This window comes from Streptomyces sp. NPDC053750 (assembly GCF_044544295.1).
GTDB lineage: Bacteria > Actinomycetota > Actinomycetes > Streptomycetales > Streptomycetaceae > Streptomyces.
This window is the reverse complement of sequence record NZ_JBITXB010000019.1, coordinates 107,069-134,002: the sequence shown is the minus strand read 5'-3', so window position 1 is coordinate 134,002 and position 26,934 is coordinate 107,069. Positions and strand designations below refer to the sequence as shown.

The following is a 26,934-nucleotide window of genomic DNA, read 5'->3' as shown; positions in this document are numbered from 1 at the left end:
GGGATCGATGACTGAGTATGGCCGGGGCCCAGGCTCCGAACCGTGGCATCCGGAGGACCCGTTGTACGGGGACGGCGGATGGGGCGGACAGCAGGCCCATACGGGTCAGCAGTCCCCCTACGGCGGCCAGCCGCAGCAGTATCCGCAGCAGCCGCAGCAGCCGCAGCAGCCGCAGTACGGCGACTGGGGCGACGGTGGCCAGGCCGCTTACGGCCCGCAGCCGCAGTACGACCAGTACGGCCAGCAGCACCCCGAGCCGCAGTACGACCAGTACGGTCAGCAGCCTTACGACCAGGGACAGTACGGCGGGCAGCAGTACGAGCAGCAGTACGGCTCCCCGGCCATGTCCCAGCAGGGCTACGACAACGGCGGCTGGGAAAGCGGGGCGCAGTCCCACCCCCAGTACCCCGCCGACCCGTCGGACCCCTACGGCGGGCCGACCGCCTCCTACGGCGCGGAGCAGCCCGACTTCTACGGCACGCCGGAGGCGTACCCCCCGCCGGAACCCCCCGCCCGCCGCCGCACCGAGCCCGAGCCGCAGCGCACCGACTGGGACCCCGGCCCCGACGAGGGTGAGCAGGCCTTCTTCGCAGGCGGGGACGCGGACGACGAGGGCGAGGGCGACGACGGCGACCGCGGCGACCGCAGGGGCCGGGGCGGCAAGCCCAAGAAGCGCCGCAACGGATGCGCCTGCCTCGTGGTCTGCCTGGTGCTGGGCGGAGGCGTGGCCGGGGTCGGGTACTTCGGCTACCAGTTCTACCAGGAACGTTTCGGCCCGGCCCCGGACTTCGCGGGCGACGGCAACGGCGAAGCGGTGACCGTCACCATCCCGAAGGGTGCGGGCGGCTCGACCATCGGCCAGGAGCTCAAGCGCAAGGGCGTGGTGAAGAGCGTCGACGCCTTCATCTCCGCCCAGCAGAGCAACCCCCAGGGCAAGAGCATCCAGGACGGCGTGTACACGCTGCAGAAGGAGATGTCGGCCGAGAGCGCGGTCAAACTCCTGCTCAGCCCCCAGAGCCGCAGCAACCTGATCATCGCCGAGGGCAAGCGCAACGTCGACGTCTACAAGCTCATCGACAAGCGCCTCGAGGTGGCCGAGGGCACCACGGCCAAGGTCGCCAAGACCGAGTGGAAGAACCTCGGCCTGCCCGAATGGGCGATGAACCACAAGAACGTGAAGGACCCCTTGGAGGGCTTCCTCTACCCGTCCAGCTACTCGGCGGCCAAGGGTCAGAAACCCGAGGACGTGCTGAAGCAGATGGTGGCACGTGCCAACGAGCAGTACGAGAAGGTCGGACTGGAGGAGAAGGCCGAGGGCCTGGGCCTCGACGGTCCGTGGCAGCTGCTCACCGTGGCGAGCCTGGTGCAGGCCGAGGGCAAGACCCACCAGGACTTCCGTCAGATGTCCGAGGTCATCTACAACCGGCTCAAGCCCACCAACACCGAGACCAACCAGGAACTTCAGTTCGACTCGAGCTTCAACTACCTCAAGGGCCAGAGCGAGATCCGTATCAGCGAGTCCGAGATCAACAGCAACCCGGACCCGTACAACACGTACACCAACGCCGGCCTGCCGCCCGGACCCATCGGCAACCCCGGCGAAGAGGCCCTGCAGGCGGCGCTGAACCCCACGTCGGAAGGCTGGATGTACTTCGTGGCCACCGACGGCGTGAACAAGACCGAGTTCGCCAAGACGCATGACGAGTTCCTGAAGCTGAAGGAAAAGTTCGATGCCGCATCCGGCAACTGACCGTCGCCGGGCCGCTGTTCTCGGCTCCCCGATCGCCCACTCCCTCTCCCCGGTGCTGCACCGCACCGCCTACGCCGAGCTCGGGCTCCGGGACTGGACGTACGACCGCTTCGACGTCGACGAGGCGGCCTTGCCGGGCTTCTTCGAGGAGCTCGGCCCCGAGTGGGCCGGCCTGTCGCTGACCATGCCGCTCAAGCGGGCGGTCATCCCGCTGCTCGACGAGATCAGCGAGACGGCGACCTCCGTGGACGCGGTGAACACCGTCGTCTTCACCGAGGACGGCCGCAGGACCGGCGACAACACCGACATCCCCGGCATGGTCGCCGCTCTGCGCGAACACGGCATCGAGAAGGTGGAGAGCGCCGCGATCCTCGGCGCCGGCGCCACCGCCTCCTCCGCGCTGGCCGCGCTGGCCCGGGTCTGCACCGGCGAGGTCGCCGTCTACGTGCGCAGCGAGGCGCGCGCCGCCGAGATGCGGGGCTGGGCCGAGCGGCTGGACGTCGACGTCCGCATCGCGGACTGGGCGGACGCCGAGGAGGCGCTGAGGGCCCCGCTGGTCGTGGCCACCACCCCGGCCGGCACCACCGACGCGCTCGCCTCCGCCGTCCCCGAGATGCCCACGACCCTCTTCGACGTGCTCTACGACCCCTGGCCCACCGCGCTCGCCGCCCGCTGGTCGGCGTACGGCGGTGCCGTCGTCAGCGGACTCGACCTGCTGATCCACCAGGCCGTGCTCCAGGTGGAGCAGATGACGGGGCGCACTCCGGCCCCGCTCGCCGCCATGCGGACGGCGGGAGAGCGCGCCCTCGCGGACCGTTAGCGCCTCGCCCTTCCCGCGGGCGAGCCCCGGCGCCGGCCCGTGTCCGCGCCCACGTCCGCCAGGTGGACCGGCGGCAGGGGCCGGTGCCCGGACGTGGGAGGATCGGAGGTGGCGGACCGGGGCCCGCGCACCCGGACCCGCCGTCGCCGTACGCACACAGGACGCGTACGCAGGGCATATCCGGGGCGCGAGCACTGAGGAGCACCGTTGAGCAGGTTGCGCTGGCTGACCGCGGGGGAGTCCCACGGTCCCGCACTCGTCGCGACGCTGGAGGGCCTGCCCGCCGGCGTGCCGATCACCACGGACATGGTGGCGGACCATCTCGCGAGGCGGCGGCTCGGCTATGGACGCGGTGCCCGGATGAAGTTCGAGCGGGACGAGGTCACCTTCCTCGGTGGCGTCCGGCACGGCCTCACCCTCGGCTCCCCGGTCGCGATCATGGTGGGCAACACCGAGTGGCCCAAGTGGGAACAGGTCATGTCCGCCGACCCGGTCGACCCGGAGGTGCTGGCGGGTCTGGCCCGCAACGCCCCGCTGACCCGCCCGCGGCCCGGCCACGCCGACCTGGCCGGCATGCAGAAGTACAACTTCGACGAGGCCCGGCCGATCCTGGAGCGCGCCTCCGCGCGGGAGACGGCCGCCCGGGTCGCGCTGGGCGCCGTGGCGCGGTCGTACCTCAAGGAGACGGCCGGGATCGAGATCGTCAGCCACGTCGTCGAGCTGTGCTCGGTGAAGGCGCCGCAGGGCGTGTACCCGGCCCCGGCGGACGTCGAGAAGCTGGACGCCGACCCGGTGCGCTGCCTGGACGCGGACGCCTCGAAGGCGATGGTCGCGGAGATCGACCAGGCCCACAAGGACGGCGACACCCTGGGCGGTGTGGTCGAGGTGCTGGCGTACGGCGTGCCCGTCGGCCTGGGCTCGCACGTGCACTGGGACCGCAAGCTGGACGCGCGCCTCGCCGGTGCCCTGATGGGCATCCAGGCGATCAAGGGCGTGGAGATCGGCGACGGCTTCGAGCTGGCACGGGTGCCCGGCTCCAAGGCGCACGACGAGATCGTGAACACGCCGGAGGGCATCAAGCGCGCCTCCGGCCGCGCCGGCGGCACCGAGGGCGGTCTGACCACCGGTGAGCTGCTGCGGGTGCGCGCCGCGATGAAGCCGATCGCGACCGTGCCGCGTGCCCTGCAGACGGTCGACGTGACCACCGGCGAGGCGGCGCAGGCCCACCACCAGCGCTCCGACGTCTCCGCCGTGCCGGCCGCCGGCATCGTCGCCGAGGCGATGGTCGCCCTCGTCCTCGCGGACGCGGTCGCGGAGAAGTTCGGCGGGGACTCGGTGACCGAGACCCGCCGCAACGTCCGGTCGTACCTCGACAACCTGGCCATCCGATGAGCACGCCGCTGATCGTCCTGGTCGGCCCCATGGGCGTCGGCAAGTCCACGGTCGGGCAGCTGCTGGCCGAGCGTCTCGGCACCCGTTACCGGGACACCGACGAGGACATCGTCTCCGCACAGGGACGGACCATCGCCGAGATCTTCGTGGACGAGGGCGAGCCCGCCTTCCGTGACCTGGAGAAGAGGGCCGTGCACACGGCCCTCGCCGAGCACGACGGCGTCCTCGCCCTCGGCGGCGGCGCGATCCTCGACGCGGACACGCGCGGCCTGCTCGCCGGACAGCGCGTCGTCTACCTCTCGATGGACGTCGAGGAGGCCGTCAAGCGCACCGGCCTGAACGCCGCGCGCCCGCTGCTCGCGGTCAACCCGCGCAGGCAGTGGCGCGAGCTGATGGAGGCCCGCCGGCACCTCTACGAGGAGGTCGCCACGGTCGTCGTGGCCACCGACGGCCGTACGCCCGAACAGGTCACCCAAGCCGCCCTGGACGCACTGGAGATGACTGTGATTCCCGGGGGACAACCCCCGGACCCCCGGCCGGAGGACGCTGTGGTGAACGATGTGACGAGGATCCAGGTCGGCGGCACCGCGGGATCCGATCCCTACGAGGTCCTGGTGGGCCGTCAGCTCCTGGGCGAGCTCGGCGGCCTGATCGGCCCGAAGGCCAAGCGGGTTGCGGTGATCCATCCCGAGGCCCTCGCCGAGACCGGTGACGCCCTGCGCGCCGACCTCGCGGAGCAGGGCTACGAGGCGATCGCCATCCAGGTGCCCAACGCGGAGGAGGCGAAGACCGCCGAGGTCGCCGCCTACTGCTGGAAGGCGCTCGGCCAGTCCGGCTTCACCCGCACCGACGTCATCGTCGGCGTCGGCGGCGGCGCCAGCACCGACCTGGCCGGGTTCGTGGCCGCGACCTGGCTGCGCGGGGTGCGCTGGATCGCCGTACCCACCACCGTGCTGGCCATGGTGGACGCGGCCGTCGGCGGCAAGACCGGTATCAACACCGCCGAGGGCAAGAACCTCGTCGGCGCCTTCCACCCGCCGGCCGGCGTCCTGTGCGACCTGGCCGCCCTGGACTCCCTCCCGGTCAACGACTACGTCTCCGGTCTGGCCGAGGTCATCAAGGCCGGCTTCATCGCCGACCCGGTGATCCTGGACCTGATCGAGTCCGACCCCCAGGCCGCGCGCACCCCGGCCGGACCGCACACCGCCGAGCTGATCGTGCGCTCCATCAAGGTCAAGGCCGAGGTCGTCTCCTCCGACCTGAAGGAGGCGGGCCTCAGGGAGATCCTGAACTACGGCCACACCCTCGGCCACGCCATCGAGAAGAACGAGCGCTACAAGTGGCGCCACGGCGCCGCGGTCGCGGTCGGCATGCACTTCGCCGCCGAACTGGGCCGTCTGGCGGGCCGGCTGGACGACGCCACCGCCGACCGCCACCGCAGCATCCTCGAAGCGGTCGGCCTCCCGCTGCACTACCGCTACGACCAGTGGCCCAAGCTGGTCGAGAACATGAAGGTCGACAAGAAGTCCCGCGGCGACCTGCTGCGCTTCATCGTCCTGGACGGCCTCGCCAAGCCCACCGTCCTGGAGGGACCCGACCCGGCCGTCCTCCTCGCCGCCTACGGCGAGGTGGGCGAGTAGTACCCCGGCGCACCTTCCGCCCGATTCGCCCTGCGGGACGGGCACTTCGGGCCGCCCCCGGCCGTTCACCAAACGACGGCCGGGGACGGTACCGTTCGGTAGCAGCGGGCGGGTCACCCCCTCCCGCCGTCAGCGCCCATCGCCTGTACGAGACGGAGTGGCACCGGATGCAGCACGCAGTGGGTTCTCCGCTGCCGCCGCCCCCTCAGCCGGGGCACGGACCGGCCGTCGGCTGGTCCCCGGCCGCACACCACCCGGGACCGCACCAGGGTTCCACCCCCGTGCCACCGCCTCCCGCGCCGGGCTACCCCGTGGGGGCCCCGCACCCTCCCGTGGCCCCGCAGCAGGCGCCCGCCCCGCAGCAGGTTCCGGGCCCGCCCGTGCCCGACACCACCGGCCATGTGGCGTTGCCGCCCGGCGGTCCCGTGGCCATGCCCAGCGCACCCCCCGCCGCGGCCGCCGCGCCCGACCCCACCACGACCACCCTCGCGGTGCTGCTCATCGGCCCCGCGGGTGCCGGCAAGACCAGCGTCGCGAAGTACTGGGCGGACCACCGCCGGGTCCCCACCGCGCACATCAGTCTGGACGACGTCCGCGAATGGGTCCGCTCCGGCTTCGCCGACCCCCAGACCGGCTGGAACGAGCACTCCGAGGCCCAGTACCGTCTCGCCCGGCGCACCTGCGGCTTCTCGGCGCGCAATTTCCTCGCCAACGGCATCTCCTGCATCCTCGACGACGCGGTCTTCCCGGACCGCCCGGTCGTCGGCCTCGGCGGCTGGAAACGGCACGTGGGCCCCGGCCTGCTCCCGGTCGTCCTTCTGCCGGGCCTGGACATCGTCCTGGAGCGCAACGCCGAACGCAGCGGCAACCGGCGGCTCACCGACGAGGAGGTCGCCCGCATCCACGGCCGCATGGCCGGCTGGTACGGCTCGGGCCTCCCCATCATCGACAACTCCCAGCTCGGCATACCGGAAACGGCCCAACTCCTGGACGAGGTCCTGTCCCGCTCCATAGCCAGCCCGCCGAGCTGGTGAGCGACGATCAGGGCAGCGCCCCGAAGGGGCGCGTGCCCTGAGGGCGCGGGGCTGCATCAACATGCGGCTTCGCCGCGGGGCGCGACCAGCCCCCACCGCCCCGCAGACGCCACACCACGACAATCCCCAACCCGCTGGGCGCACCTGCACACCTCCCCACTCGGCCCTCCCGAGCGGCGCCCCCCGAGCGGAGCTCTTACGCTCGGCTCATGTCAGAGGTGTACGCGGCCCGCCGGACGCGCCTACGAGAACGCTGCAACGCGGGCGGCAGCGCGGCGGCGCTCGTCTCCCGCCCCGCCAACGTGCGCTATCTCGCGGGCGCCGCCCCGCAGGGCGCCGTGCTGCTGCTGGGCAAGACCGAGGATCTGCTGGTCTGCGCCGGGCCTCCCGGCGACCGGCCGACGGAGGCCCGGCCCGACGAGTCCCTGCCGGTGCGCGCGCTGCCCGGCCCCGGCGGCGACCCGGCCGTCGCGGCCACCGGACTCGCCGCGGCGCAGGGCGCCGAGTCCCTCGCCGCGGAGGACCACCACCTCACCGTGGTCCGGCACCGCGCCATGCGCTCGGTTGCCCCTCGGCTGCGCCTCACCGACCTCGGCCAGGCGGTCGAACAGCTCCGGGTGGTCAAGGACGAGGAGGAGATCTCCTGCCTGCGCATCGGCGCCGAGATCGCCGACCAGGCCCTCGGCGAGCTCCTGGAGTCCATCCTGGTCGGTCGCACCGAGCGGCACCTCGCGCTGGAGCTGGAACGCCGCCTGGTCGACCACGGCGCCGACGGCCCCGCCTTCCCGACCTCCGTCGGCACCGGCCCCCACGCGGGACGCCGTGGACACCGGCCCACCGACCGGCGCGTGGAGGAGGGCGACTTCCTCTCCGTCTGCCTGGGCGCGACCTACCGCGGATACCGTTGCGAGATCGGTCGCACGTTCGTCATCGGTACCTCGCCGGCCGACTGGCAGATCGAGTTGTACGACCTCGTCTTCTCCGCGCAGCGGGCCGGCCGGGAGGCCCTGGCACCCGGCGCCGCCTGCCGCGATGTGGACCGCGCCGCCCGCCAGGTACTGGACGCCGCCGGGTACGCGGAGAACCTTCCGGCCCTCACCGGTCACGGTGTCGGACTCGAAATCGACGAGGACCCGCAGTTGGCCCCCGCGGCCATGGGTAAACTGGACGCTTGTGTGCCGGTCACCGTCGAACCGGGGGTCCACCTCCCGGGCCGGGGCGGGGTCCGGATCGATGACACGCTCGTCGTACGCCCCGAGGCGGACGGCGGACCCGAGCTACTCACCATCACGACCAAGGAGCTGCTCGCGCTCTAGCCTTCGCGCTGTGCGCCGGCCGGCACCGGGGTCGTCCACGTCAGTCCAGTCCAGGAGATTCCGCAACCGTGGCTTCCACGAACGACCTCAAGAACGGCATGGTGCTCAAGCTCGAAGGCGGCCAGCTCTGGTCCGTCGTCGAGTTCCAGCACGTCAAGCCCGGCAAGGGCCCGGCCTTCGTGCGCACCAAGCTCAAGAACGTGCTTTCCGGCAAGGTCGTCGACAAGACCTTCAACGCCGGCGTCAAGGTCGAGACGGCCACTGTCGACAAGCGTGACATGCAGTTCTCGTACATGGACGGCGACTACTTCGTCTTCATGGACATGGAGACCTACGACCAGCTGCACATCGACCGCAAGGCCGTCGGCGACGCCGCCAACTTCCTGGTGGAGGGCTTCACCGCCACCGTCGCGCAGCACGAGGGCAATGTGCTCTTCGTCGAGCTGCCCGCCGCCGTCGAGCTGACCATCCAGGAGACCGAGCCGGGCGTCCAGGGCGACCGCTCCACCGGCGGCACCAAGCCCGCCACGCTGGAGACCGGCCACCAGATCCAGGTCCCGCTCTTCATCACCACCGGTGAGAAGATCAAGGTCGACACCCGTTCGAGCGACTACCTCGGCCGGGTGAACAGCTAACCGTGGCTGCTCGCAACACGGCCCGCAAGCGCGCCTTCCAGATCCTCTTCGAGGGCGATCAGCGCGGCGCCGACGTCCTGACGGTCCTCGCGGACTGGGTCCGGCACTCCCGGTCCGACACTCGGCAGCCGCCGGTGAGCGAGTACACGATGGAGCTGGTCGAGGGCTACGCCGAGCGCGCGAAGCGCATCGACGAGCTCATCGCCCAGTACTCGGTCGGGTGGACGCTCGACCGTATGCCGGTCGTCGACCGCAACATCCTGCGTCTTGGCGCGTACGAGCTGATCTGGGTCGACGCGACCCCGGACGCCGTCGTCCTCGACGAGATGGTGCAGCTGGCGAAGGAGTTCTCCACGGACGAGTCGCCCGCGTTCATCAACGGCCTGCTCGGCCGGCTGAAGGAGCTCAAGCCTTCGCTGCGCCGGGACGAGGCCTGAGGGACCCCCGCCTACGCCTGAGGGCCCGCGGCGCGAGATTCGCGCCGCGGGCCCTCAGGCATGTGGGCAGGGTGCTGGGTGGCTGAGGGCTGGGCGCACCTCAGGCCCGTAGCACACCGCCGGGGGGGGGGGGCCCCCGGGGGGGGGCCCCCCCCCCGCCCCGGGGGGGGGGGGGGGGGGGGGGGGGGCGCGGCGCCGGCGTGGCCCGTCGCCCCCGGCGGGGGGGCCGGCACCCTGGGGGCCGGCCACCCCGGCGGCACGTTTCTGCTGAGGCGGCTGCGGGTCAGACGTCCTCGTGGGACGCCACCGCGCGGCGCGCGTCGGCGTCCAGGACGCCCCAGCTGATCAGCTGCTCGGTGAGGACCGAGGGGGACTGGTCGTAGATGACGGCGAGGGTGCGCAGGTCGTCCTGGCGGATCGAGAGCACCTTGCCGTTGTAGTCACCGCGCTGCGACTGGATCGTGGCCGCGTAGCGCTGGAGCGGGCCGGCCTTCTCGGGCGGCACCGTGGCCAGCCGCTCCAGGTCCAGGACCAGCTTCGGCGGCGGCTCGGCGGCACCGCCCGGGGTGGTGCCCGGCAGCAGCTCCTGCACGGGAACGCCGTAGAAATCCGCCAGCTCGGCGAGGCGCTGCACGGTCACGGCACGGTCGCCGCGCTCGTACGAACCGACCACCACGGCCTTCCAGCGGCCCTGGGACTTCTCCTCGACACCGTGGAGGGAAAGGCCCTGCTGGGTGCGGATGGCCCGGAGCTTGGCCCCGAGCTGTTTGGCGTATTCGCTGGACATATGGCTCCCCGGACAAGGTGTCGACGCGGCCTGCTGTGTTGCGTGCCGCGCGGCTGGTAACTCACTGTGAGGTTACGCAGCGTTACTCTTCTGCGTCAAGCCGAATGGTCCGCACCGACTCTTCCGTGGTATCGGTCATCCGTTACTCCGGGGGAGTGATGCGGGGGTGGCAGAAGGGTGACAGGGGGGCGATCAGGGCACTCTTCGGAGGCTGCTAACGTAGGTGGCGCAATTCCGACGTCCTTTAAGGTCCGTCCCGTGAGGCGGAGAAGGAGGTCCGTTTCGTATGGACAAGCAGCAGGACACCCAGCAGGACCCACAGTCCGATGCCCGGCCCGTTCTCGAAGGGCCCGACATCGCGCGGGTGCTGACCCGCATCGCCCACGAGATCGTCGAACGCGCCAAGGGCGCCGACGACGTGGTGCTCCTCGGCATTCCGACCCGGGGCGTCTTCCTCGCCCGGCGGCTCGCCGCCAAGCTCGAGCAGATCACCGAGCGCAAGATGCCGGTCGGCTCGCTCGACATCACCATGTACCGCGACGACCTGCGCATGCACCCGCCGCGTGCGCTGGCCCGCACCGAGATCCCCGGTGACGGCATCGACGGTCGCCTGGTCGTCCTCGTCGACGACGTGCTCTTCTCCGGCCGCACCATCCGCGCCGCCCTCGACGCGCTGAACGACATCGGCCGCCCCCGCGCGGTGCAGCTCGCGGTCCTCGTCGACCGCGGCCACCGCGAGCTGCCCATCCGCGCCGACTACGTCGGCAAGAACCTCCCGACGTCGCTGCGGGAGACGGTCAAGGTCCAGCTCGCCGAGGAGGACGGTCGCGACACCGTGCTGCTCGGCGCCAAGCCGGCCACCCCGGGCGCCCACCCGTAGCACCCCGCCGTACGCGCGCACCCGTGCCGTACGCCTGCTCGGCGCGCCCCCGCACGCGCCCGGCCGCCCGAATCATTCCGCTCTTCCGCATGAATCGCCCTACGGAGCCTGACAGATGCAGCGTCATCTCATCTCGGCCGCCGACCTCACCCGCGACGACGCCGTCCTGATCCTCGACACCGCCGAGGAGATGGCCCGGGTCGCGGACCGGCCGATCAAGAAACTCCCGACCCTGCGCGGCCGGACCGTCGTCAACCTCTTCTTCGAGGACTCCACCCGGACCCGGATCTCCTTCGAGGCCGCCGAGAAGCGGCTGTCCGCGGACGTCATCAACTTCACGGCCAAGGGCTCCAGCGTCTCCAAGGGCGAGTCCCTCAAGGACACCGCCCAGACCCTGGAGGCGATGGGCGTCGACGCCGTCGTCATCCGGCACAGCGCCTCCGGCGCGCCGTACCGTCTGGCCACCTCCGGCTGGATCGACGCCGCCGTGGTCAACGCCGGGGACGGCACCCACCAGCACCCCACCCAGGCCCTGCTGGACGCCTTCACCATGCGCCGCCGCCTGGTCGGCCGCGACGCCGGGCTCGGCAAGGACCTGGACGGACGCCGGATCACCCTCGTCGGCGACATCCTGCACAGCCGCGTCGCCCGCTCCAACGTCGACCTGCTGCACACCCTCGGCGCCCAGGTCACCCTCGTCGCCCCGCCCACCCTGCTGCCGGTGGGCGTCGAGACCTGGCCCTGCGAGGTCTCCTACGACCTCGACTCCACCCTGCCGAAGTCCGACGCCGTCATGCTCCTGCGCGTGCAGCGCGAGCGCATGAACGCCGCGTTCTTCCCGACCGAGCGCGAGTACTCCCGCCGCTACGGCCTCGACGGCGACCGCATGGCCAAGATGCCCGAGCACGCCATCGTCATGCACCCCGGCCCGATGGTCCGCGGCATGGAGATCACCGCCGAGGTCGCCGACTCCGACCGCTGCACCGTCGTCGAGCAGGTCACCAACGGCGTCTCCATCCGGATGGCCGTCCTGTACCTGCTGCTCGGCGGCAACGAGCCCGCCGTCACCCACGCCCGCCCCACCGAGGAGAAGTAAGAACATGAGCAAGATCCTGATCCGCGGTGCGAAGGTGCTCGGCGGCGAGCCGCAGGACGTGCTGATCGACGGCGCCGTCATCGAGGCGGTCGGCCAGAACCTGTCCGCCGAGGGCGCGGAGGTCGTCGAGGCCGACGGCAAGGTGCTCCTGCCGGGCCTGGTGGACCTGCACACCCACCTGCGCGAGCCCGGCCGCGAGGACTCCGAGACCGTCCTGACCGGCACCCGCGCCGCGGCGAGCGGCGGCTACACCAACGTCTTCGCCATGGCCAACACCTTCCCGGTGGCCGACACCGCCGGTGTCGTCGAGCAGGTGTGGCGGCTCGGCCAGGAGTCCGGCTACTGCGACGTGCAGCCCATCGGCGCCGTCACCGTCGGCCTGGAGGGCGCCAAGCTCGCCGAGCTGGGCGCCATGCACGAGTCCACGGCCGGCGTCACCGTCTTCTCGGACGACGGCAAGTGCGTCCACGACGCCGTGATCATGCGCCGTGCCCTGGAGTACGTGAAGGCCTTCAACGGCGTCGTCGCCCAGCACGCCCAGGAGCCCCGGCTCACCGAGGGCGCCCAGATGAACGAGGGCGTCGTCTCCGCCGAGCTGGGCCTGGGCGGCTGGCCGGCCGTCGCCGAGGAGTCGATCATCGCCCGGGACGTGCTGCTCGCCGAGCACGTCGGCTCCCGCGTCCACATCTGCCACCTGTCGACCGCCGGGTCCGTCGAGATCGTCCGCTGGGCCAAGTCCCGCGGCATCGACGTCACCGCCGAGGTCACCCCGCACCACCTGCTCCTCACCGACGAGCTGGTCCGGTCGTACAACCCGGTCTACAAGGTCAACCCGCCGCTGCGCACCGAGCGCGACGTCATGGCGCTGCGCGAGGCGCTCGCCGACGGCACGATCGACATCGTCGCCACCGACCACGCCCCGCACCCGCACGAGGACAAGGACTGCGAGTGGGCCGCCGCCGCCATGGGGATGGTGGGCCTGGAGACCGCGCTGTCGGTGGTGCAGGAGACCATGGTGGACACGGGCCTGCTGGACTGGGCCGGCGTCGCCGACCGGATGTCCTTCAAGCCCGCCAGGATCGGACAGGCCACCGGACACGGTCGTCCCGTCTCGGCTGGTGAGCCCGCCAACCTCACCCTCGTCGACACGGCATACCGTGGCCAGGTGGACCCCGCGGGCTTCGCCTCGCGCAGCCGCAACACCCCGTACGAGGGGCGTGAGCTGCCGGGCCGCGTGACGCACACGTGGCTGCGGGGCAAGGCCACGCTCGTCGACGGGAAGCTCACGTGACATCTGTAGCACCGGTAATCCTGCTGGCCGCCGAGAAGGAATCGGCGGAAGTGACCGACTGGGCCGCCCGCATCGGCTGGGTCGTCGGCCTCGGCCTGTTCGTCGCGCTCGTCTACTGGCTGATGCGCGAGGGCTGGAAGTGGCGCGGCACCCTCCAGGGCGACCTGCCGGAGCTGCCCAGCGCGCCGGAAGGCCCCGGCCCGGCGAAACTGGTGCTGAGCGGCCGCTACCACGGCTCGACCACCGCCGGTCAGTGGCTGGACCGCATCGTGGCGCACGGTCTGGGCACCCGCAGCCGGGTCGAGCTCACCCTGACGGACGCGGGACTGGACGTCGTACGCCCCGGCGCGAACGACTTCTTCGTCCCCGTCGCCGCGCTGCGCGAGGCCCGGCTCGACAAGGGCATCGCCGGAAAGGTCCTCACCGAGGGCGGCCTGCTGGTCGTCACCTGGGAGCACGGCGACAAGCTGATCGACTCCGGCTTCCGCTCCGACCACGCGGCCGAGCACAACGAGTGGGTCGAAACCCTGAACGACATGATCAACAAGACGGAAACGGAAGGCGCACGATGACGACCTCCACCCGGGGAGCTGTGAAAACTCCCGCCGTACTCGTCCTGGAGGACGGCCGGATCTTCCGCGGCCGTGCCTACGGGGCCGTGGGGGCCACGTTCGGCGAAGCCGTGTTCTCCACCGGCATGACCGGCTACCAGGAGACCCTCACCGACCCGTCGTACCACCGCCAGGTCGTCGTGATGACCGCCCCCCACGTGGGCAACACCGGCGTCAACGACGAGGACATGGAGTCCAGGAAGATCTGGGTCTCCGGCTACGTCGTGCGCGACCCCGCGCGCGTGCCCTCCAACTGGCGCTCCACCCGCTCCCTCGACGAGGAGCTGGCCGCCCAGGGCGTCGTCGGCATCTCCGGCATCGACACCCGCGCCCTCACCCGTCACCTGCGCGAGCGCGGCGCCATGCGCGTCGGCATCTTCTCCGGCAACGCGCTGCCCGACGAGGGCACCATGCTCGCCGAGGTCCGCCAGGCCCCCGAGATGAGCGGCGCCGACCTCTCCGCCGAGGTCGCCACCACCGAGCCGTACGTCGTCCCCGCGATCGGCGAGAAGAAGTTCACCGTCGCTGCCGTCGACCTCGGCATCAAGGGCATGACCCCGCACCGCATGGCCGAGCGCGGCATCGAGGTGCACGTGCTGCCGGCCACGGCGACCGTCGAGGACGTCTACGCGGTCAACCCCGACGGCGTGTTCTTCTCCAACGGCCCCGGTGACCCGTCCACCGCCGACCACCCCGTCTCCGTCATGCAGGGCGTCCTGGAGCGCGGCACCCCGCTCTTCGGCATCTGCTTCGGCAACCAGATCCTGGGCCGCGCCCTCGGCTTCGGCACCTTCAAGCTGAAGTACGGCCACCGCGGCATCAACCAGCCCGTGCAGGACCGTACGACCGGCAAGGTCGAGGTCACCGCGCACAACCACGGATTCGCCGTCGACGCCCCGCTCGACCAGGTCTCCGACACCCCCTACGGCCGCGCCGAGGTCTCCCACGTCTGCCTCAACGACAACGTGGTGGAGGGCCTCCAGCTCCTCGACAAGCCGGCCTTCAGCGTCCAGTACCACCCCGAAGCGGCAGCGGGCCCGCACGACGCCGCCTACCTGTTCGACCGCTTCGTGAACCTCATGGAGGGCCAGCGTGCCTAAGCGCACCGATATCCAGTCCGTCCTGGTCATCGGCTCCGGCCCGATCGTCATCGGCCAGGCCGCCGAGTTCGACTACTCCGGCACCCAGGCGTGCCGGGTCCTCAAGGCCGAAGGCCTGCGCGTCGTCCTGGTCAACTCCAACCCGGCGACGATCATGACCGACCCGGAGATCGCCGACGCCACCTACGTCGAGCCGATCACCCCCGAGTTCGTCGAGAAGATCATCGCCAAGGAGCGCCCCGACGCGCTGCTGCCCACCCTGGGCGGTCAGACGGCCCTCAACACCGCGATCTCGCTGCACGGCAACGGCGTGCTGGAGAAGTACGGCGTCGAGCTGATCGGCGCCAACGTCGAGGCCATCAACAAGGGCGAGGACCGCGACCTGTTCAAGGAGGTCGTCGAGGAGGTCCGCAAGAAGATCGGCCACGGCGAGTCCGCCCGCTCCTACATCTGCCACTCCATGGACGACGTCCTCAAGGGCGTCGAGGCGCTCGGCGGCTACCCCGTCGTCGTCCGCCCCTCCTTCACCATGGGCGGCGCCGGCTCCGGCTTCGCCCACGACGAGGAGGAGCTGCGCCGCATCGCCGGACAGGGCCTCACCCTCTCGCCGACCACCGAGGTGCTCCTGGAGGAGTCCATCCTCGGCTGGAAGGAGTACGAGCTGGAGCTGATGCGCGACAAGCACGACAACGTCGTGGTCGTCTGCTCCATCGAGAACTTCGACCCCATGGGCGTCCACACCGGCGACTCGATCACCGTCGCGCCCGCGATGACGCTGACCGACCGCGAGTACCAGGTGCTGCGCGACGTCGGCATCGCGATCATCCGCGAGGTCGGCGTCGACACCGGCGGCTGCAACATCCAGTTCGCGGTGAACCCGGTCGACGGCCGCGTCATCGTCATTGAGATGAACCCGCGCGTGTCGCGCTCCTCGGCGCTGGCCTCCAAGGCGACCGGCTTCCCGATCGCCAAGATCGCCGCGAAGCTCGCCGTCGGCTACACGCTGGACGAGATCCCGAACGACATCACGCAGGAGACCCCGGCCTCCTTCGAGCCGACCCTCGACTACGTGGTCGTCAAGGCCCCGCGCTTCGCCTTCGAGAAGTTCCCCAGCGCCGACTCCACCCTCACGACCACCATGAAGTCGGTCGGCGAGGCCATGGCCATCGGCCGCAACTTCACCGAGGCCTTCCAGAAGGCGCTGCGCTCGCTGGAGAAGAAGGGCAGCCAGTTCACCTTCGTCGGCGAGCCCGGCGACAAGGCCGAGCTGCTGCGCGAGGCCGTCCGGCCCACCGACGGCCGGATCAACGCCGTCATGCAGGCCATCCGCGCGGGCGCCACGCCCGAGGAGGTCTTCGAGTACACGAAGATCGACCCCTGGTTCGTGGACCAGCTCTTCCTGATCAAGGAGATCGCCGACGAGCTGGCCGCCGCCCCCGAGCTGACGAGTGAACTGCTCGCCGAGGCCAAGCGGCACGGCTTCTCCGACCAGCAGATCGGCGAGATCCGCGGCCTGCGCGAGGACGTCGTCCGCGAGGTCCGGCACGCCCTCGGCATCCGCCCGGTCTACAAGACGGTCGACACCTGCGCCGCCGAGTTCGCCGCGAAGACGCCGTACTTCTACTCCTCCTACGACGAGGAGACCGAGGTCGCGCCGCGCGAGAAGCCGGCCGTCATCATCCTGGGCTCCGGCCCGAACCGCATCGGCCAGGGCATCGAGTTCGACTACTCCTGCGTCCACGCCTCCTTCGCGCTCAGCGACGCCGGGTACGAGACCGTGATGGTCAACTGCAACCCGGAGACCGTCTCCACCGACTACGACACCTCCGACCGGCTGTACTTCGAGCCGCTCACCCTGGAGGACGTCCTGGAGATCGTCCACGCGGAGCAGCAGGCCGGACCGGTCGCGGGCGTCGTCGTCCAGCTCGGCGGCCAGACCCCGCTGGGCCTGTCCCAGGCGCTCAAGGACAACGGCGTGCCGATCGTCGGCACCTCGCCCGAGGCCATCCACGCCGCGGAGGACCGGGGCGCCTTCGGCCGGGTCCTGGCGGAGGCGGGCCTGCCCGCCCCCAAGCACGGCACCGCCACCACCTTCGCCGGCGCCAAGGCGATCGCCGACGAGATCGGCTACCCGGTCCTCGTGCGGCCCTCCTACGTCCTCGGCGGGCGCGGCATGGAGATCGTCTACGACGAGACCCGGCTGGAGGCGTACATCGCCGAGTCGACCGAGATCAGCCCGTCCCGCCCGGTCCTGGTCGACCGGTTCCTGGACGACGCGATCGAGATCGACGTCGACGCCCTGTACGACGGCGAGGAGCTCTACCTCGGCGGTGTCATGGAGCACATCGAGGAGGCCGGCATCCACTCCGGCGACTCGGCGTGCGCCCTGCCCCCGATCACGCTGGGCGGCTTCGACATCAAGCGGCTGCGCGCCTCCACCGAGGGCATCGCCAAGGGCGTCGGCGTGCGCGGCCTGATCAACATCCAGTTCGCGCTGGCCGGGGACATCCTCTACGTCCTCGAGGCCAACCCGCGCGCCTCGCGCACCGTGCCCTTCACCTCGAAGGCGACCGCGGTGCCGCTGGCCAAGGCCGCCGCCCGCATCTCGCTGGGCGCCACCATCGCCGAGCTGCGTGCCGAGGGCCTGCTCCCGGCCACCGGTGACGGCGGTGAGCTGCCGCTGGACGCGCCGATCTCCGTCAAGGAGGCCGTGATGCCGTGGTCCCGCTTCCGGGACATCCACGGCCGCGGTGTCGACACCGTCCTCGGCCCGGAGATGCGCTCCACCGGCGAGGTCATGGGCATCGACTCCGTCTTCGGCACGGCGTACGCCAAGTCGCAGGCGGGCGCCTACGGCCCGCTGCCCACCAAGGGCCGCGCCTTCATCTCGGTCGCCAACCGCGACAAGCGCTCGATGATCTTCCCGGCGCGTGAGCTGGTCGCCCACGGCTTCGAGCTGCTCGCCACCTCCGGCACCGCCGAGGTCCTCAAGCGCAACGGCATCAACGCCACCGTCGTGCGCAAGCAGTCCGAGGGCACCGGCCCGAACGGTGAGAAGACCATCGTCCAGCTCATCCACGACGGCGGGGTCGACCTCATCGTCAACACCCCGTACGGCACCGGCGGCCGCCTCGACGGCTACGACATCCGTACGGCGGCCGTGGCCCGCTCCGTGCCGTGCCTCACCACGGTCCAGGCGCTCGCCGCGGCGGTCCAGGGCATCGACGCCCTGGGCCGCGGGGACGTGGGAGTGCGCTCGCTCCAGGAACACGCGGAATTCCTGACCGCGGCCCGCGACTAGCAGCCCCGAGGGGGACACCGGAAACGGTGTCCCCCTCTTCATGAGGAAACCATGTACAAGACCTTCTTCTCTCTCGTCTTCAAGCGGATGGACCCGGAAGGGGCCCATCACCTGGCCTTCCGCTGGATCCGCCTGGCCGTGCGCATCCCCGTCCTGCGCACCTTCGTCGCGGCCCTGCTGGCACCCCGTTACAAGGAACTGCGCACCGAGGCCCTCGGCCTGCGCATGCACGGCCCCTTCGGGCTCGCCGCCGGCTTCGACAAGAACGCGGTGGCCATCGACGGCATGGCGATGCTGGGCTTCGACCACGTCGAGATCGGCACCGTGACGGGGGAGCCGCAGCCCGGCAACCCCAAGAAGCGGCTGTTCCGGCTCGTGAGCGACCGTGCGCTGATCAACCGCATGGGCTTCAACAACGACGGCTCCCGGGTCGTCGCGGCCCGCCTGGCCTCGCGCACGCCCGTCTTCAGGACCGTCGTCGGCGTCAACATCGGCAAGACGAAGGTCGTCCCGGAGGAGGAGGCCGCCGGTGACTACGTGAAGTCCGCCGAGCGCCTGGCGCCGTACGCCGACTACCTCGTGGTGAACGTCTCCTCGCCGAACACCCCGGGCCTGCGCAACCTCCAGGCCACCGAGGCGCTGCGGCCCCTGCTGAGCGCCGTCCGCGAGGCCGCCGACCGCGTGGTCACCACGCGGCGCGTCCCGCTCCTGGTCAAGATCGCGCCGGACCTGGCGGACGAGGACGTCGACGCGGTCGCCGACCTGGCCGTGGAGCTGGGACTGGACGGCATCATCGCCACCAACACCACCATCGCGCGCGAGGGACTCGGCCTGACCTCCTCGCCCGTCGTGGTCCAGGAGACCGGCGGCCTGTCCGGCGCCCCCCTCAAGGCGCGCTCCCTGGAGGTGCTGCGCCGCCTGTACGCGCGCGTGGGCGACCGGATCACCCTGGTGGGCGTCGGTGGCATCGAGACCGCCGAGGACGCCTGGCAGCGCATCCTGGCCGGGGCCACGCTTGTGCAGGGCTACAGCGCGTTCATCTACCAGGGGCCCTTCTGGGGCCGCGCAATCCACAAGGGGCTCGCCGCCCGCCTGCGGCAGAGCCCGTACGCCACCCTCGCCGACGCGGTCGGCGCCGATGTGAGGAAGCCCCGATGACCGGCCTGACCGAGCCCTTCGGCGCGCGCCTGCGCCGCGCGATGGACGAACGCGGCCCGCTGTGCGTCGGCATCGACCCGCACGCCTCCCTGCTCGCCGAGTGGGGCCTGAACGACGACGTGGCCGGACTGGAGCGCTTCAGCCGCACCGTCGTCGAGGCGGTGGCCGACCGGGTCGCCGTCCTCAAGCCGCAGAGCGCGTTCTTCGAGCGCTTCGGCTCGCGCGGCGTCGCGGTCCTGGAGAAGTCGGTCGAGGAGGCGCGGGCGGCGGGCGCACTGGTCGTCATGGACGCCAAGCGCGGCGACATCGGCTCCACCATGGCGGCCTACGCCGAGTCCTTCCTGCACAAGGACGCCCCGCTGTTCTCGGACGCGCTGACCGTCTCGCCCTACCTCGGCTACGGCTCCCTGAAGCCGGCCGTCGACATGGCACGCGAGAACGGCGCGGGCCTGTTCGTGCTGGCGCTGACCTCCAACCCGGAGGGCGGCGAGGTCCAGCACGCGGTCAGGACCGACGGGCGGAGCGTCGGGGCGACGATGCTGGCGCACCTGGCCGCCGAGAACGCCGACGAGGCGCCGCTCGGCTCCTTCGGCGCGGTGGTCGGCGCCACCCTCGGTGACCTCTCGTCGTACGACCTGGACATCAACGGACCGCTCCTCGCGCCGGGCATCGGCGCGCAGGGAGCCACACCCGCGGAGCTGCCGCGGGTGTTCGGCGCGGCGGTGCGCAACGTCGTTCCCAATGTCAGCCGGGGTGTTCTGCGTCACGGTCCCGATGCGGCCGCGTTGCGGAGGGCGGCGGACCGCTTCGCGGAGGAGATTCGGACCGCGGTCACGGCCGTCTGACTCTGGATACATCCTCAAATCCGAGGCAGTATGTCCTAAATGTCTGGCCTGATGGAGGCTGACCAGGACTTTTCCTCTGTTCTCGCTGACTCTGGCGGGCAGGACCGCTAGTCTCCGACGAGAGTCAACGGGCTAGCGTGTTGCTCGTGGCTCGCCAGGTGTGGGGCGAATAGGTTCCTCACCGGTCCGTATCCGACAGTTCGACATCCGAGGTGACGTAGGCGTGGCTCTTCCGCCCCTTACCCCTGAACAGCGCGCAGCCGCGCTCGAAAAGGCCGCCGCGGCTCGCCGGGAGCGGGCCGAGGTCAAGAATCGACTCAAGCACTCCGGCGCCTCCCTCCACGAGGTCATCAAGCAGGGCCAGGAGAACGACGTCATCGGCAAGATGAAGGTCTCCGCCCTCCTCGAGTCCCTGCCGGGCGTGGGCAAGGTCCGCGCCAAGCAGATCATGGAGCGACTGGGCATCTCCGAGAGCCGCCGCGTGCGTGGGCTCGGTTCCAACCAGATCGCATCCCTGGAGCGTGAGTTCGGCAGCACCGGCAGCTGAGTCCGGACCACTCCGGGATTGCTGGAATAATCGCTGCATGGCTGCAACACCCCGGGGGACGTCCCCCGTACCCCCGGACGCACGTCCGCGGCTGACCGTGCTCTCCGGCCCCTCGGGGGTCGGCAAGAGCACGGTCGTCGCCCATATGCGCAAGGAACACCCCGAGGTCTGGCTCTCGGTGTCGGCGACGACCCGTAAGCCCCGGCCGGGCGAGCAGCACGGAGTCCACTACTTCTTCGTCACCGACGAGGAGATGGACAAGCTGATCGCCAACGGCGAGTTGCTGGAGTGGGCCGAGTTCGCCGGCAACCGCTACGGCACGCCGCGCGCGGCCGTGCTGGAGCGCCTGGAAGCGGGTGAGCCGGTGCTCCTGGAGATCGACCTCCAGGGCGCGCGGCAGGTCCGCGAGTCCATGCCGGAGGCCCAGCTGGTGTTCCTGGCTCCGCCCTCCTGGGAGGAGCTGGTGCGCAGGCTCACCGGCCGGGGCACCGAGCCGCCGGAGGTGATCGAGCGCCGCCTCGCCGCGGCCAGGGTCGAGCTGGCGGCCGAGCCCGAGTTCGACAGCACCCTGGTCAACACCTCCGTCGAGGACGTGGCGCGCGAGCTGCTAGCCTTGACGAACGTCGTGTGATCGCTACTGGTCACCCTGACTGAATCTTTCCCATCCATCGGAAGGTAGAGCGTGTCCTCTTCCATCTCCGCGCCCGAGGGCATCATCAACCCGCCGATCGACGAGCTCCTCGAGGCCACGGACTCGAAGTACAGCCTCGTGATCTACGCGGCCAAGCGGGCCCGCCAGATCAACGCGTACTACTCGCAGCTCGGCGAGGGTCTCCTCGAGTACGTCGGTCCGCTCGTTGACACCCACGTCCACGAGAAGCCGCTCTCGATCGCCCTGCGCGAGATCAACGCGGGTCTGCTGACCTCCGAGGCCATCGAGGGCCCGGCGCAGTAACACCGGCGGTAGTATTTTCAGCCTGAAGCTGACTTATCCACAGGCCCGGCAGCCCGACTGTCGGGCCTGTGGTGTGTGATGGGTCGTACGCGATATCCGAGTCGGGGAGAGACGGTGGACAAGCCCAAGGTCGTTCTGGGGGTCAGCGGCGGCATCGCCGCGTACAAGGCCTGTGAGCTGCTGCGCAGGTTCACGGAGTCGGGGCACGAGGTCCGGGTCGTCCCCACCGCCTCCGCGCTGCACTTCGTCGGCGCCGCCACCTGGTCCGCCCTCTCCGGCAACCCCGTGTCCACCGAGGTGTGGGACGACGTCCACCAGGTCCCGCACGTGCGCATCGGCCAGCACGCCGACCTGGTCGTCGTCGCCCCCGCCACCGCCGACATGCTCGCCAAGGCCGCCCACGGCCTCGCCGACGACCTCCTCACCAACACGCTGCTCACGGCCCGCTGCCCGGTCGTCTTCGCGCCCGCCATGCACACCGAGATGTGGGAGCACCCGGCCACCCAGGAGAACGTGGCGACGCTGCGCCGCCGCGGCGCCCTCGTGATCGAACCGGCCGTCGGCCGCCTCACCGGCGTCGACACCGGCAAGGGCCGGCTGCCCGACCCGGGCGAGATCTTCGAGGTCTGCCGCAGGGTGCTCGCCCGCGGCGTGCGGGAGCCGGACCTCGCCGGACGGCACGTCGTCGTCAGTGCCGGCGGCACCCGCGAGCCCCTCGACCCCGTCCGCTTCCTGGGCAACCGCTCCTCGGGCAAGCAGGGCTACGCCCTCGCCCGCACCGCCGCCGCCCGGGGCGCCCGCGTCACGCTGGTCGCGGCGAACGCGTCGCTGCCGGACCCGGCCGGAGTGGACGTGGTCCCGGTCGGCACCGCGGTGGAACTGCGCGAGGCGATGCTGCGCGCCGCGGCGGACGCCGACGCCGTCGTCATGGCCGCGGCGGTCGCGGACTTCCGCCCGGCGGCGTACGCCACCGGGAAGATCAAGAAGAAGGACGACCAGGAGCCCGCACCGATCACCCTGGTGCGGAATCCGGACATCCTCGCGGAAATATCGGCCGACCGGGCGCGCTCCGGTCAGGTGGTCGTCGGCTTCGCCGCCGAGACCGACGACGTCCTCGCCAACGGCCGGGCCAAGCTGAAGCGCAAGGGCTGCGACCTGCTCGTGGTGAACGAGGTGGGGGAGCGCAAGACCTTCGGCTCCGAGGAGAACGAGGCCGTGGTCCTCGGCGCCGACGGCAGCGAGACCCCGGTGGCGCACGGCCCGAAGGAAGCGCTGGCCGAAACCGTGTGGGACCTCGTGGCGGAACGGCTCGGCTGAATGCCACATTCGTGCCACGGGTCCTCGCGAACCCCGCGCCTTCGAGCGTGGTGCCCCTGGCCAAGGGCGCCGCGTTCCGGGCATGATGCCCGTGCTGCAGGTCACAGCCCTTCCGAGAGGCGAGACGGGTGGGCCTGCGGCAGAGTGCGACCGATAAACTGTTCTCGGACGTCGCCGGGTGCAGCTCCCCGTGCCGTCCACCAATGATCAGCCAGCAGCCGCTGCAACCCCAGGGAGCGTTGTGTCCCGTCGCCTGTTCACCTCGGAGTCCGTGACCGAAGGTCACCCCGACAAGATCGCTGACCAGATCAGCGACACGATTCTCGACGCGCTTCTGCGCGAGGACCCGACCTCCCGGGTCGCCGTCGAAACCCTGATCACCACCGGCCTGGTGCACGTGGCCGGCGAGGTCACCACCAAGGCCTACGCGGACATCGCCACCCTGGTCCGCGGCAAGATCCTGGAGATCGGCTACGACTCCTCCAAGAAGGGCTTCGACGGCGCCTCCTGCGGTGTCTCGGTCTCGATCGGCGCGCAGTCCCCGGACATCGCGCAGGGCGTCGACACGGCGTACGAGAACCGGGTCGAGGGCGACGAGGACGAGCTGGACCGGCAGGGCGCCGGCGACCAGGGCCTGATGTTCGGCTACGCGTCCGACGAGACGCCGACGCTGATGCCGCTCCCGGTCTTCCTGGCGCACCGCCTGTCCAAGCGTCTCTCCGACGTCCGCAAGAACGGCACCATCCCCTACCTGCGCCCGGACGGCAAGACGCAGGTCACCATCGAGTACGACGGCGACAAGGCCGTCCGCCTCGACACGGTCGTCGTCTCCTCCCAGCACGCGAGCGACATCGACCTGGAGTCGCTGCTCGCTCCCGACATCCGCGAGTTCGTCGTGGAGCCGGAGCTGAAGGCGCTGCTCGAGGACGGCATCAAGCTCGACACCGAGAACTACCGCCTCCTGGTCAACCCCACCGGCCGTTTCGAGATCGGCGGCCCCATGGGTGACGCAGGCCTCACCGGCCGCAAGATCATCATCGACACGTACGGCGGCATGGCCCGCCACGGTGGCGGCGCCTTCTCCGGCAAGGACCCGTCCAAGGTCGACCGCTCCGCGGCGTACGCGATGCGCTGGGTCGCCAAGAACGTCGTCGCCGCGGGCCTCGCCGCCCGCTGCGAGGTCCAGGTCGCCTACGCCATCGGCAAGGCCGAGCCGGTCGGCCTCTTCGTGGAGACCTTCGGCACGGCCAAGATCGACGCCGAGAAGATCGAGAAGGCGATCGACGAGGTCTTCGACCTCCGTCCGGCCGCGATCATCCGCGACCTCGACCTGCTCCGCCCGATCTACGCCCAGACCGCGGCGTACGGCCACTTCGGCCGTGAGCTTCCCGACTTCACCTGGGAGCGCACGGACCGCGTGGAGGCGCTGCGGCAGGCCGCGGGTCTGTAGGGCGCCCGAGGCGCCGCGCGCAACGGCACGTCGCGAGGCCCGGTGTCCCCATGCGGGATGCCGGGCCTCGGCGCGTCGAGGGCTGCACGCGAGTGGGGTGGATATCCGTTCGCGCACCACGCGTGCGGGTCCCTACCCTGGCAGTCCGGGCGCCCGGTGCGAAGGTGACGGGTACTTCGGGCGATACGCCCTCGCGGGTTCGAATCCCGCCGCCGACCGGCCGAGTCCGGCGGTGTGGCCGAGTGGTCCAAGGCAGAGTCGGGCCGTCGCCGTGCCGAATGCTGTGCAGAACGGTGTGAACTCGGGCGCCCTCCGTTGTCAGTGGTCTTTGTAAGAATGCAGGCGTGAGCAGCGAGAACGAACGGGCGGGCGGTGGCGCGGAGGACGCGGCGCCCGAGCAGCTCGCGCTCATCCGGGAGAGCGTGCGCAAGGCGAAGGCGCCGCGGGCCAAGCCGCGGACCTGGCGTGGAGCCGCGCTCGCCAAGGAGCTGCCCGTCGCCCGGGTCCTGGTCGACAAGGGCGTACTCCATCTCGACCGGTACTTCGACTACGCCGTGCCCGAGGAGCTGGACGCCGACGCGCGGCCCGGTGTGCGGGTGCGGGTGCGCTTCGGGGCCGGGCGGCACCGGGTGCGGGACGGGCGGCGCGAGGGCGGGGGGCTCATCGACGGCTTCCTGATCGAGCGGCTCGCCGAGTCCGACTACTCGGGTCCCCTGGCCGCACTGGCCCAGGTCGTCTCGCCGGAGCCGGTGCTCGACGAGGAGCTGCTGGGACTCGCGCGGGCGGTCGCCGACCGGTACGCGGGCAGCCTCGCCGACGTGCTGCAGCTGGCCGTACCCCCGCGCAACGCGCGCGCCGAGCAGCGCTCCTCGCCCGACCCGCTGCCGCCCCCACCGGTGCCCGAGCCCGGCTCCTGGGCGCGCTACGAGCAGGGGGCAGCCTTCGTCGCCTCCCTGGCCGCGGGAGGAGCGCCGCGCGCGGTGTGGAACGCGCTGCCCGGCCCGCAGTGGAGCGAGGAGCTGGCGCGGGCCGTCGCGGCGACGCTGGCCTCCGGCCGGGGCGCGCTCGTCGTCCTCCCCGACGGGCGGGCCGTCGCCCGCGCCGACGCCGCGCTGACCGCCCTGCTGGGCGAGGGACGGCACGCCGTGCTCACCGCCGACGCCGGCCCCGAGAAGCGGTACGCGCAGTGGCTCGCGGTGCGCCGCGGAGCCGTACGGGCCGTCATCGGGACCAGGGCCGCGATGTTCGCCCCGGTCCGGGACCTCGGGCTGGTCGCCCTCTGGGACGACGGCGACGACAGCCACAGCGAGCCGCACGCCCCCCAGCCGCACGCACGCGAGGTACTGCTGCTGCGCGCCGCCCAGGACAAGTGCGGATTCCTTCTGGGCGGCTGGAGCTGCACCGTGGAGGCCGCCCAGCTCGTGGAGACCGGCTGGGCCCGGCCCCTGGTCGCCGCGCGGGAACAGGTGCGGGCCGCCGTCCCCCTCGTGCGGACCGTCGGCGACCAGGACCTCGCCCGCGACGAGGCCGCCCGGGCCGCGCGGCTGCCGACCCTGGCCTGGCAAGCCGTCCGGGACGGACTCCGGCGGGGGCCGGTGCTCGTCCAGGTGCCCCGGCGGGGCTATGTGCCGCGGATGGCGTGCGCCGCCTGCCGGACCCCCGCCCGGTGCCGGCACTGCTCCGGGCCGCTGGCGGGACAGGAGGCCGGGGCCGCGCTGCGGTGCGGCTGGTGCGGGCGCGAGGAGGGCGGCTGGCACTGCCCGGAGTGCGGGTCGTACCGGTTGCGCGCCCAGGTCGTGGGGGCGCGGCGCACCGCCGAGGAACTGGGGCGGGCCTTCCCGGCCGTTCCCGTGCGCACCTCCGGGCGCGAGCATGTGCTGGACACCGTGTCCGAGGCCCCCGCGCTGGTCGTGAGCACCCCGGGCGCCGAACCCGTCGCCGAGGGCGGCTACGCGGCGGCCCTGCTGCTCGACGGCTGGGCGATGCTCGGGCGGCCCGACCTGCGCGCCGGAGAGGACGCGCTGCGGCGCTGGCTGGCCGCGGCCGCGCTGGTGCGCCCGCAGAGCGCCGGGGGCACCGTCGTCGCGGTCGCGGAGGCGACCCTGCGGCCGGTGCAGGCGCTGGTGCGCTGGGACCCCGTCGGCCATGCGGTCCGGGAACTCGCCGAGCGCGCCGAGCTGGGCTTCCCGCCGGTGTCCCGGATGGCGGCCGTGGCGGGGCCGGCGGACGCGGTGAACGGCTTTCTCCGCACCGTGGAGCTGCCGCGCGAGGCCGAGGTGCTGGGCCCGGTGCCGCTGCCGGTCACACCGGCGGGCCGTCCGCGGCGCCTGGGTGCGCCGCCGCCCGGGGAGCATTGGGAGCGGGCGCTGGTCCGGGTGCCGCCGGGGCGCGGGGCGGCGCTGGCCGGTGCGCTGAAGGCCGCTCAGGCGGCGCGGATGGCGCGGGGGAGCGAAACGGCGGTGTGGGTGCGGATCGATCCGCCCGACATCGGCTGAGAGGCGTACACAGAGGGGGCGTACACAAAGGGGGGCCTGCACAAAGGGGGGCCTGCACAGAGCGGCCCGCTGCCCTC

23 protein-coding genes are annotated in these 26,934 nt (G+C 71.6%); 22 read left to right on the top strand and 1 reads right to left on the bottom strand.

The features are described 5' to 3' along the window. The first annotated feature begins 7 nt into the window (after positions 1 to 7). The 8 genes from mltG (at position 8) to nusB (ending at position 9,024) form a co-directional block, all read left to right on the top strand. The gene (gene mltG / locus ACIGO6_RS35410; protein WP_399883740.1) at positions 8 to 1,750 is read left to right on the top strand and encodes an endolytic transglycosylase MltG; all 1,743 of its coding nucleotides are present in this window, start codon (positions 8 to 10) and stop codon (positions 1,748 to 1,750) included. After that, positions 1,731 to 2,570 (top strand): shikimate dehydrogenase, encoded by an 840-nt coding sequence (locus tag ACIGO6_RS35405; RefSeq protein ID WP_399883738.1) that lies wholly within the window; start codon positions 1,731 to 1,733, stop codon positions 2,568 to 2,570. The genes mltG and ACIGO6_RS35405 overlap by 20 nt, the downstream gene beginning before the upstream one ends. Before the next feature lie 207 nt (positions 2,571 to 2,777). Then, the gene (gene aroC, locus ACIGO6_RS35400) at positions 2,778 to 3,962 is read left to right on the top strand and encodes a chorismate synthase (RefSeq protein ID WP_399883736.1); all 1,185 of its coding nucleotides are present in this window, start codon (positions 2,778 to 2,780) and stop codon (positions 3,960 to 3,962) included. Further along, on the top strand, positions 3,959 to 5,602 hold the full coding sequence (gene aroB / locus ACIGO6_RS35395) for a 3-dehydroquinate synthase (RefSeq protein ID WP_399883733.1): 1,644 nt from the start codon (positions 3,959 to 3,961) through the stop codon (positions 5,600 to 5,602). The genes aroC and aroB overlap by 4 nt, the downstream gene beginning before the upstream one ends. Positions 5,603 to 5,769: 167 nt before the next feature. Continuing rightward, the gene (locus ACIGO6_RS35390) at positions 5,770 to 6,636 is read left to right on the top strand and encodes a Pro-rich N-terminal domain-containing protein (RefSeq protein WP_399883730.1); all 867 of its coding nucleotides are present in this window, start codon (positions 5,770 to 5,772) and stop codon (positions 6,634 to 6,636) included. Positions 6,637 to 6,845: 209 nt separating this feature from the next. Next, positions 6,846 to 7,952 carry an aminopeptidase P family protein gene (locus tag ACIGO6_RS35385; RefSeq protein ID WP_399883727.1) on the top strand — a complete coding sequence of 369 codons (1,107 nt, stop codon included), beginning with the start codon at positions 6,846 to 6,848 and terminating at the stop codon, positions 7,950 to 7,952. A gap of 68 nt (positions 7,953 to 8,020) precedes the next feature. Beyond that, on the top strand, positions 8,021 to 8,587 hold the full coding sequence (efp, locus tag ACIGO6_RS35380; RefSeq protein WP_399883724.1) for an elongation factor P: 567 nt from the start codon (positions 8,021 to 8,023) through the stop codon (positions 8,585 to 8,587). 2 nt (positions 8,588 to 8,589) lie between these two features. Next, complete coding sequence (gene nusB, locus ACIGO6_RS35375; protein WP_399883721.1) at positions 8,590 to 9,024, top strand: transcription antitermination factor NusB; 435 nt, start codon at positions 8,590 to 8,592, stop codon at positions 9,022 to 9,024. Positions 9,025 to 9,307: 283 nt separating this feature from the next. Here the strand turns inward: nusB and bldD are convergent, their stop codons facing one another. Next, a complete protein-coding gene (gene bldD, locus ACIGO6_RS35370; RefSeq protein WP_399883717.1) occupies positions 9,308 to 9,811 on the bottom strand; it encodes a transcriptional regulator BldD in 504 nt (167 codons plus the stop codon). Positions 9,812 to 10,097: 286 nt separating this feature from the next. Between bldD and pyrR the strand changes: the two genes are divergently transcribed. The 14 genes from pyrR (at position 10,098) to ACIGO6_RS35300 (ending at position 26,857) form a co-directional block, all read left to right on the top strand. Further along, positions 10,098 to 10,691: a bifunctional pyr operon transcriptional regulator/uracil phosphoribosyltransferase PyrR gene (gene pyrR, locus ACIGO6_RS35365; protein WP_399883714.1), complete on the top strand. Its 594-nt coding sequence runs from the start codon at positions 10,098 to 10,100 to the stop codon at positions 10,689 to 10,691. A 115-nt stretch (positions 10,692 to 10,806) separates the two neighbouring features. Continuing rightward, positions 10,807 to 11,787 (top strand): aspartate carbamoyltransferase catalytic subunit, encoded by a 981-nt coding sequence (locus ACIGO6_RS35360; protein ID WP_399883711.1) that lies wholly within the window; start codon positions 10,807 to 10,809, stop codon positions 11,785 to 11,787. Between the two features lie 4 nt (positions 11,788 to 11,791). Next, on the top strand, positions 11,792 to 13,078 hold the full coding sequence (locus ACIGO6_RS35355; protein ID WP_399883708.1) for a dihydroorotase: 1,287 nt from the start codon (positions 11,792 to 11,794) through the stop codon (positions 13,076 to 13,078). After that, entirely contained in the window at positions 13,075 to 13,650 is a 576-nt protein-coding gene (locus tag ACIGO6_RS35350) for a hypothetical protein (protein WP_399883705.1), read from the top strand. The genes ACIGO6_RS35355 and ACIGO6_RS35350 overlap by 4 nt, the downstream gene beginning before the upstream one ends. After that, positions 13,647 to 14,789 (top strand): glutamine-hydrolyzing carbamoyl-phosphate synthase small subunit, encoded by a 1,143-nt coding sequence (gene carA, locus ACIGO6_RS35345; protein ID WP_399883702.1) that lies wholly within the window; start codon positions 13,647 to 13,649, stop codon positions 14,787 to 14,789. Before ACIGO6_RS35350 ends, carA begins: the two co-directional genes overlap by 4 nt. After that, positions 14,782 to 18,090 carry a carbamoyl-phosphate synthase large subunit gene (carB, locus tag ACIGO6_RS35340; protein WP_399883698.1) on the top strand — a complete coding sequence of 1,103 codons (3,309 nt, stop codon included), beginning with the start codon at positions 14,782 to 14,784 and terminating at the stop codon, positions 18,088 to 18,090. Before carA ends, carB begins: the two co-directional genes overlap by 8 nt. Before the next feature lie 51 nt (positions 18,091 to 18,141). Then, positions 18,142 to 19,248, top strand: a complete 1,107-nt coding sequence (locus tag ACIGO6_RS35335; protein WP_399883695.1) for a quinone-dependent dihydroorotate dehydrogenase — start codon at positions 18,142 to 18,144, stop codon at positions 19,246 to 19,248. Beyond that, a complete protein-coding gene (gene pyrF, locus ACIGO6_RS35330; RefSeq protein WP_399883693.1) occupies positions 19,245 to 20,093 on the top strand; it encodes an orotidine-5'-phosphate decarboxylase in 849 nt (282 codons plus the stop codon). Before ACIGO6_RS35335 ends, pyrF begins: the two co-directional genes overlap by 4 nt. A gap of 223 nt (positions 20,094 to 20,316) precedes the next feature. Further along, on the top strand, positions 20,317 to 20,640 hold the full coding sequence (locus ACIGO6_RS35325) for an integration host factor (RefSeq protein ID WP_003977346.1): 324 nt from the start codon (positions 20,317 to 20,319) through the stop codon (positions 20,638 to 20,640). A 37-nt stretch (positions 20,641 to 20,677) separates the two neighbouring features. Then, positions 20,678 to 21,271, top strand: a complete 594-nt coding sequence (gene gmk / locus ACIGO6_RS35320; RefSeq protein ID WP_399883690.1) for a guanylate kinase — start codon at positions 20,678 to 20,680, stop codon at positions 21,269 to 21,271. 51 nt (positions 21,272 to 21,322) lie between these two features. Beyond that, positions 21,323 to 21,595, top strand: coding sequence for a DNA-directed RNA polymerase subunit omega (rpoZ, locus tag ACIGO6_RS35315; protein WP_003977348.1), 273 nt, complete (start codon positions 21,323 to 21,325; stop codon positions 21,593 to 21,595). A gap of 114 nt (positions 21,596 to 21,709) precedes the next feature. After that, positions 21,710 to 22,912: a bifunctional phosphopantothenoylcysteine decarboxylase/phosphopantothenate--cysteine ligase CoaBC gene (gene coaBC / locus ACIGO6_RS35310; RefSeq protein ID WP_399883687.1), complete on the top strand. Its 1,203-nt coding sequence runs from the start codon at positions 21,710 to 21,712 to the stop codon at positions 22,910 to 22,912. A gap of 241 nt (positions 22,913 to 23,153) precedes the next feature. Beyond that, entirely contained in the window at positions 23,154 to 24,362 is a 1,209-nt protein-coding gene (metK, locus tag ACIGO6_RS35305; protein WP_399883684.1) for a methionine adenosyltransferase, read from the top strand. Positions 24,363 to 24,706: 344 nt separating this feature from the next. Further along, positions 24,707 to 26,857, top strand: coding sequence for a primosomal protein N' (locus tag ACIGO6_RS35300; protein ID WP_399883682.1), 2,151 nt, complete (start codon positions 24,707 to 24,709; stop codon positions 26,855 to 26,857). The last annotated feature ends 77 nt before the right edge of the window (positions 26,858 to 26,934 follow it).

Coding starts and splice junctions, on each gene's coding strand:
- mltG (WP_399883740.1), top strand. CDS start 8: ATGACTGAGTATGGCCGGGGCCCAGGCTCCGAACCGTGGCATCCGGAG.
- ACIGO6_RS35405 (WP_399883738.1), top strand. CDS start 1,731: ATGCCGCATCCGGCAACTGACCGTCGCCGGGCCGCTGTTCTCGGCTCC.
- aroB (WP_399883733.1), top strand. CDS start 3,959: ATGAGCACGCCGCTGATCGTCCTGGTCGGCCCCATGGGCGTCGGCAAG.
- ACIGO6_RS35390 (WP_399883730.1), top strand. CDS start 5,770: ATGCAGCACGCAGTGGGTTCTCCGCTGCCGCCGCCCCCTCAGCCGGGG.
- ACIGO6_RS35385 (WP_399883727.1), top strand. CDS start 6,846: ATGTCAGAGGTGTACGCGGCCCGCCGGACGCGCCTACGAGAACGCTGC.
- bldD (WP_399883717.1), bottom strand. CDS start 9,811: ATGTCCAGCGAATACGCCAAACAGCTCGGGGCCAAGCTCCGGGCCATC.
- pyrR (WP_399883714.1), top strand. CDS start 10,098: ATGGACAAGCAGCAGGACACCCAGCAGGACCCACAGTCCGATGCCCGG.
- ACIGO6_RS35360 (WP_399883711.1), top strand. CDS start 10,807: ATGCAGCGTCATCTCATCTCGGCCGCCGACCTCACCCGCGACGACGCC.
- ACIGO6_RS35355 (WP_399883708.1), top strand. CDS start 11,792: ATGAGCAAGATCCTGATCCGCGGTGCGAAGGTGCTCGGCGGCGAGCCG.
- carA (WP_399883702.1), top strand. CDS start 13,647: ATGACGACCTCCACCCGGGGAGCTGTGAAAACTCCCGCCGTACTCGTC.
- ACIGO6_RS35335 (WP_399883695.1), top strand. CDS start 18,142: ATGTACAAGACCTTCTTCTCTCTCGTCTTCAAGCGGATGGACCCGGAA.
- pyrF (WP_399883693.1), top strand. CDS start 19,245: ATGACCGGCCTGACCGAGCCCTTCGGCGCGCGCCTGCGCCGCGCGATG.
- gmk (WP_399883690.1), top strand. CDS start 20,678: ATGGCTGCAACACCCCGGGGGACGTCCCCCGTACCCCCGGACGCACGT.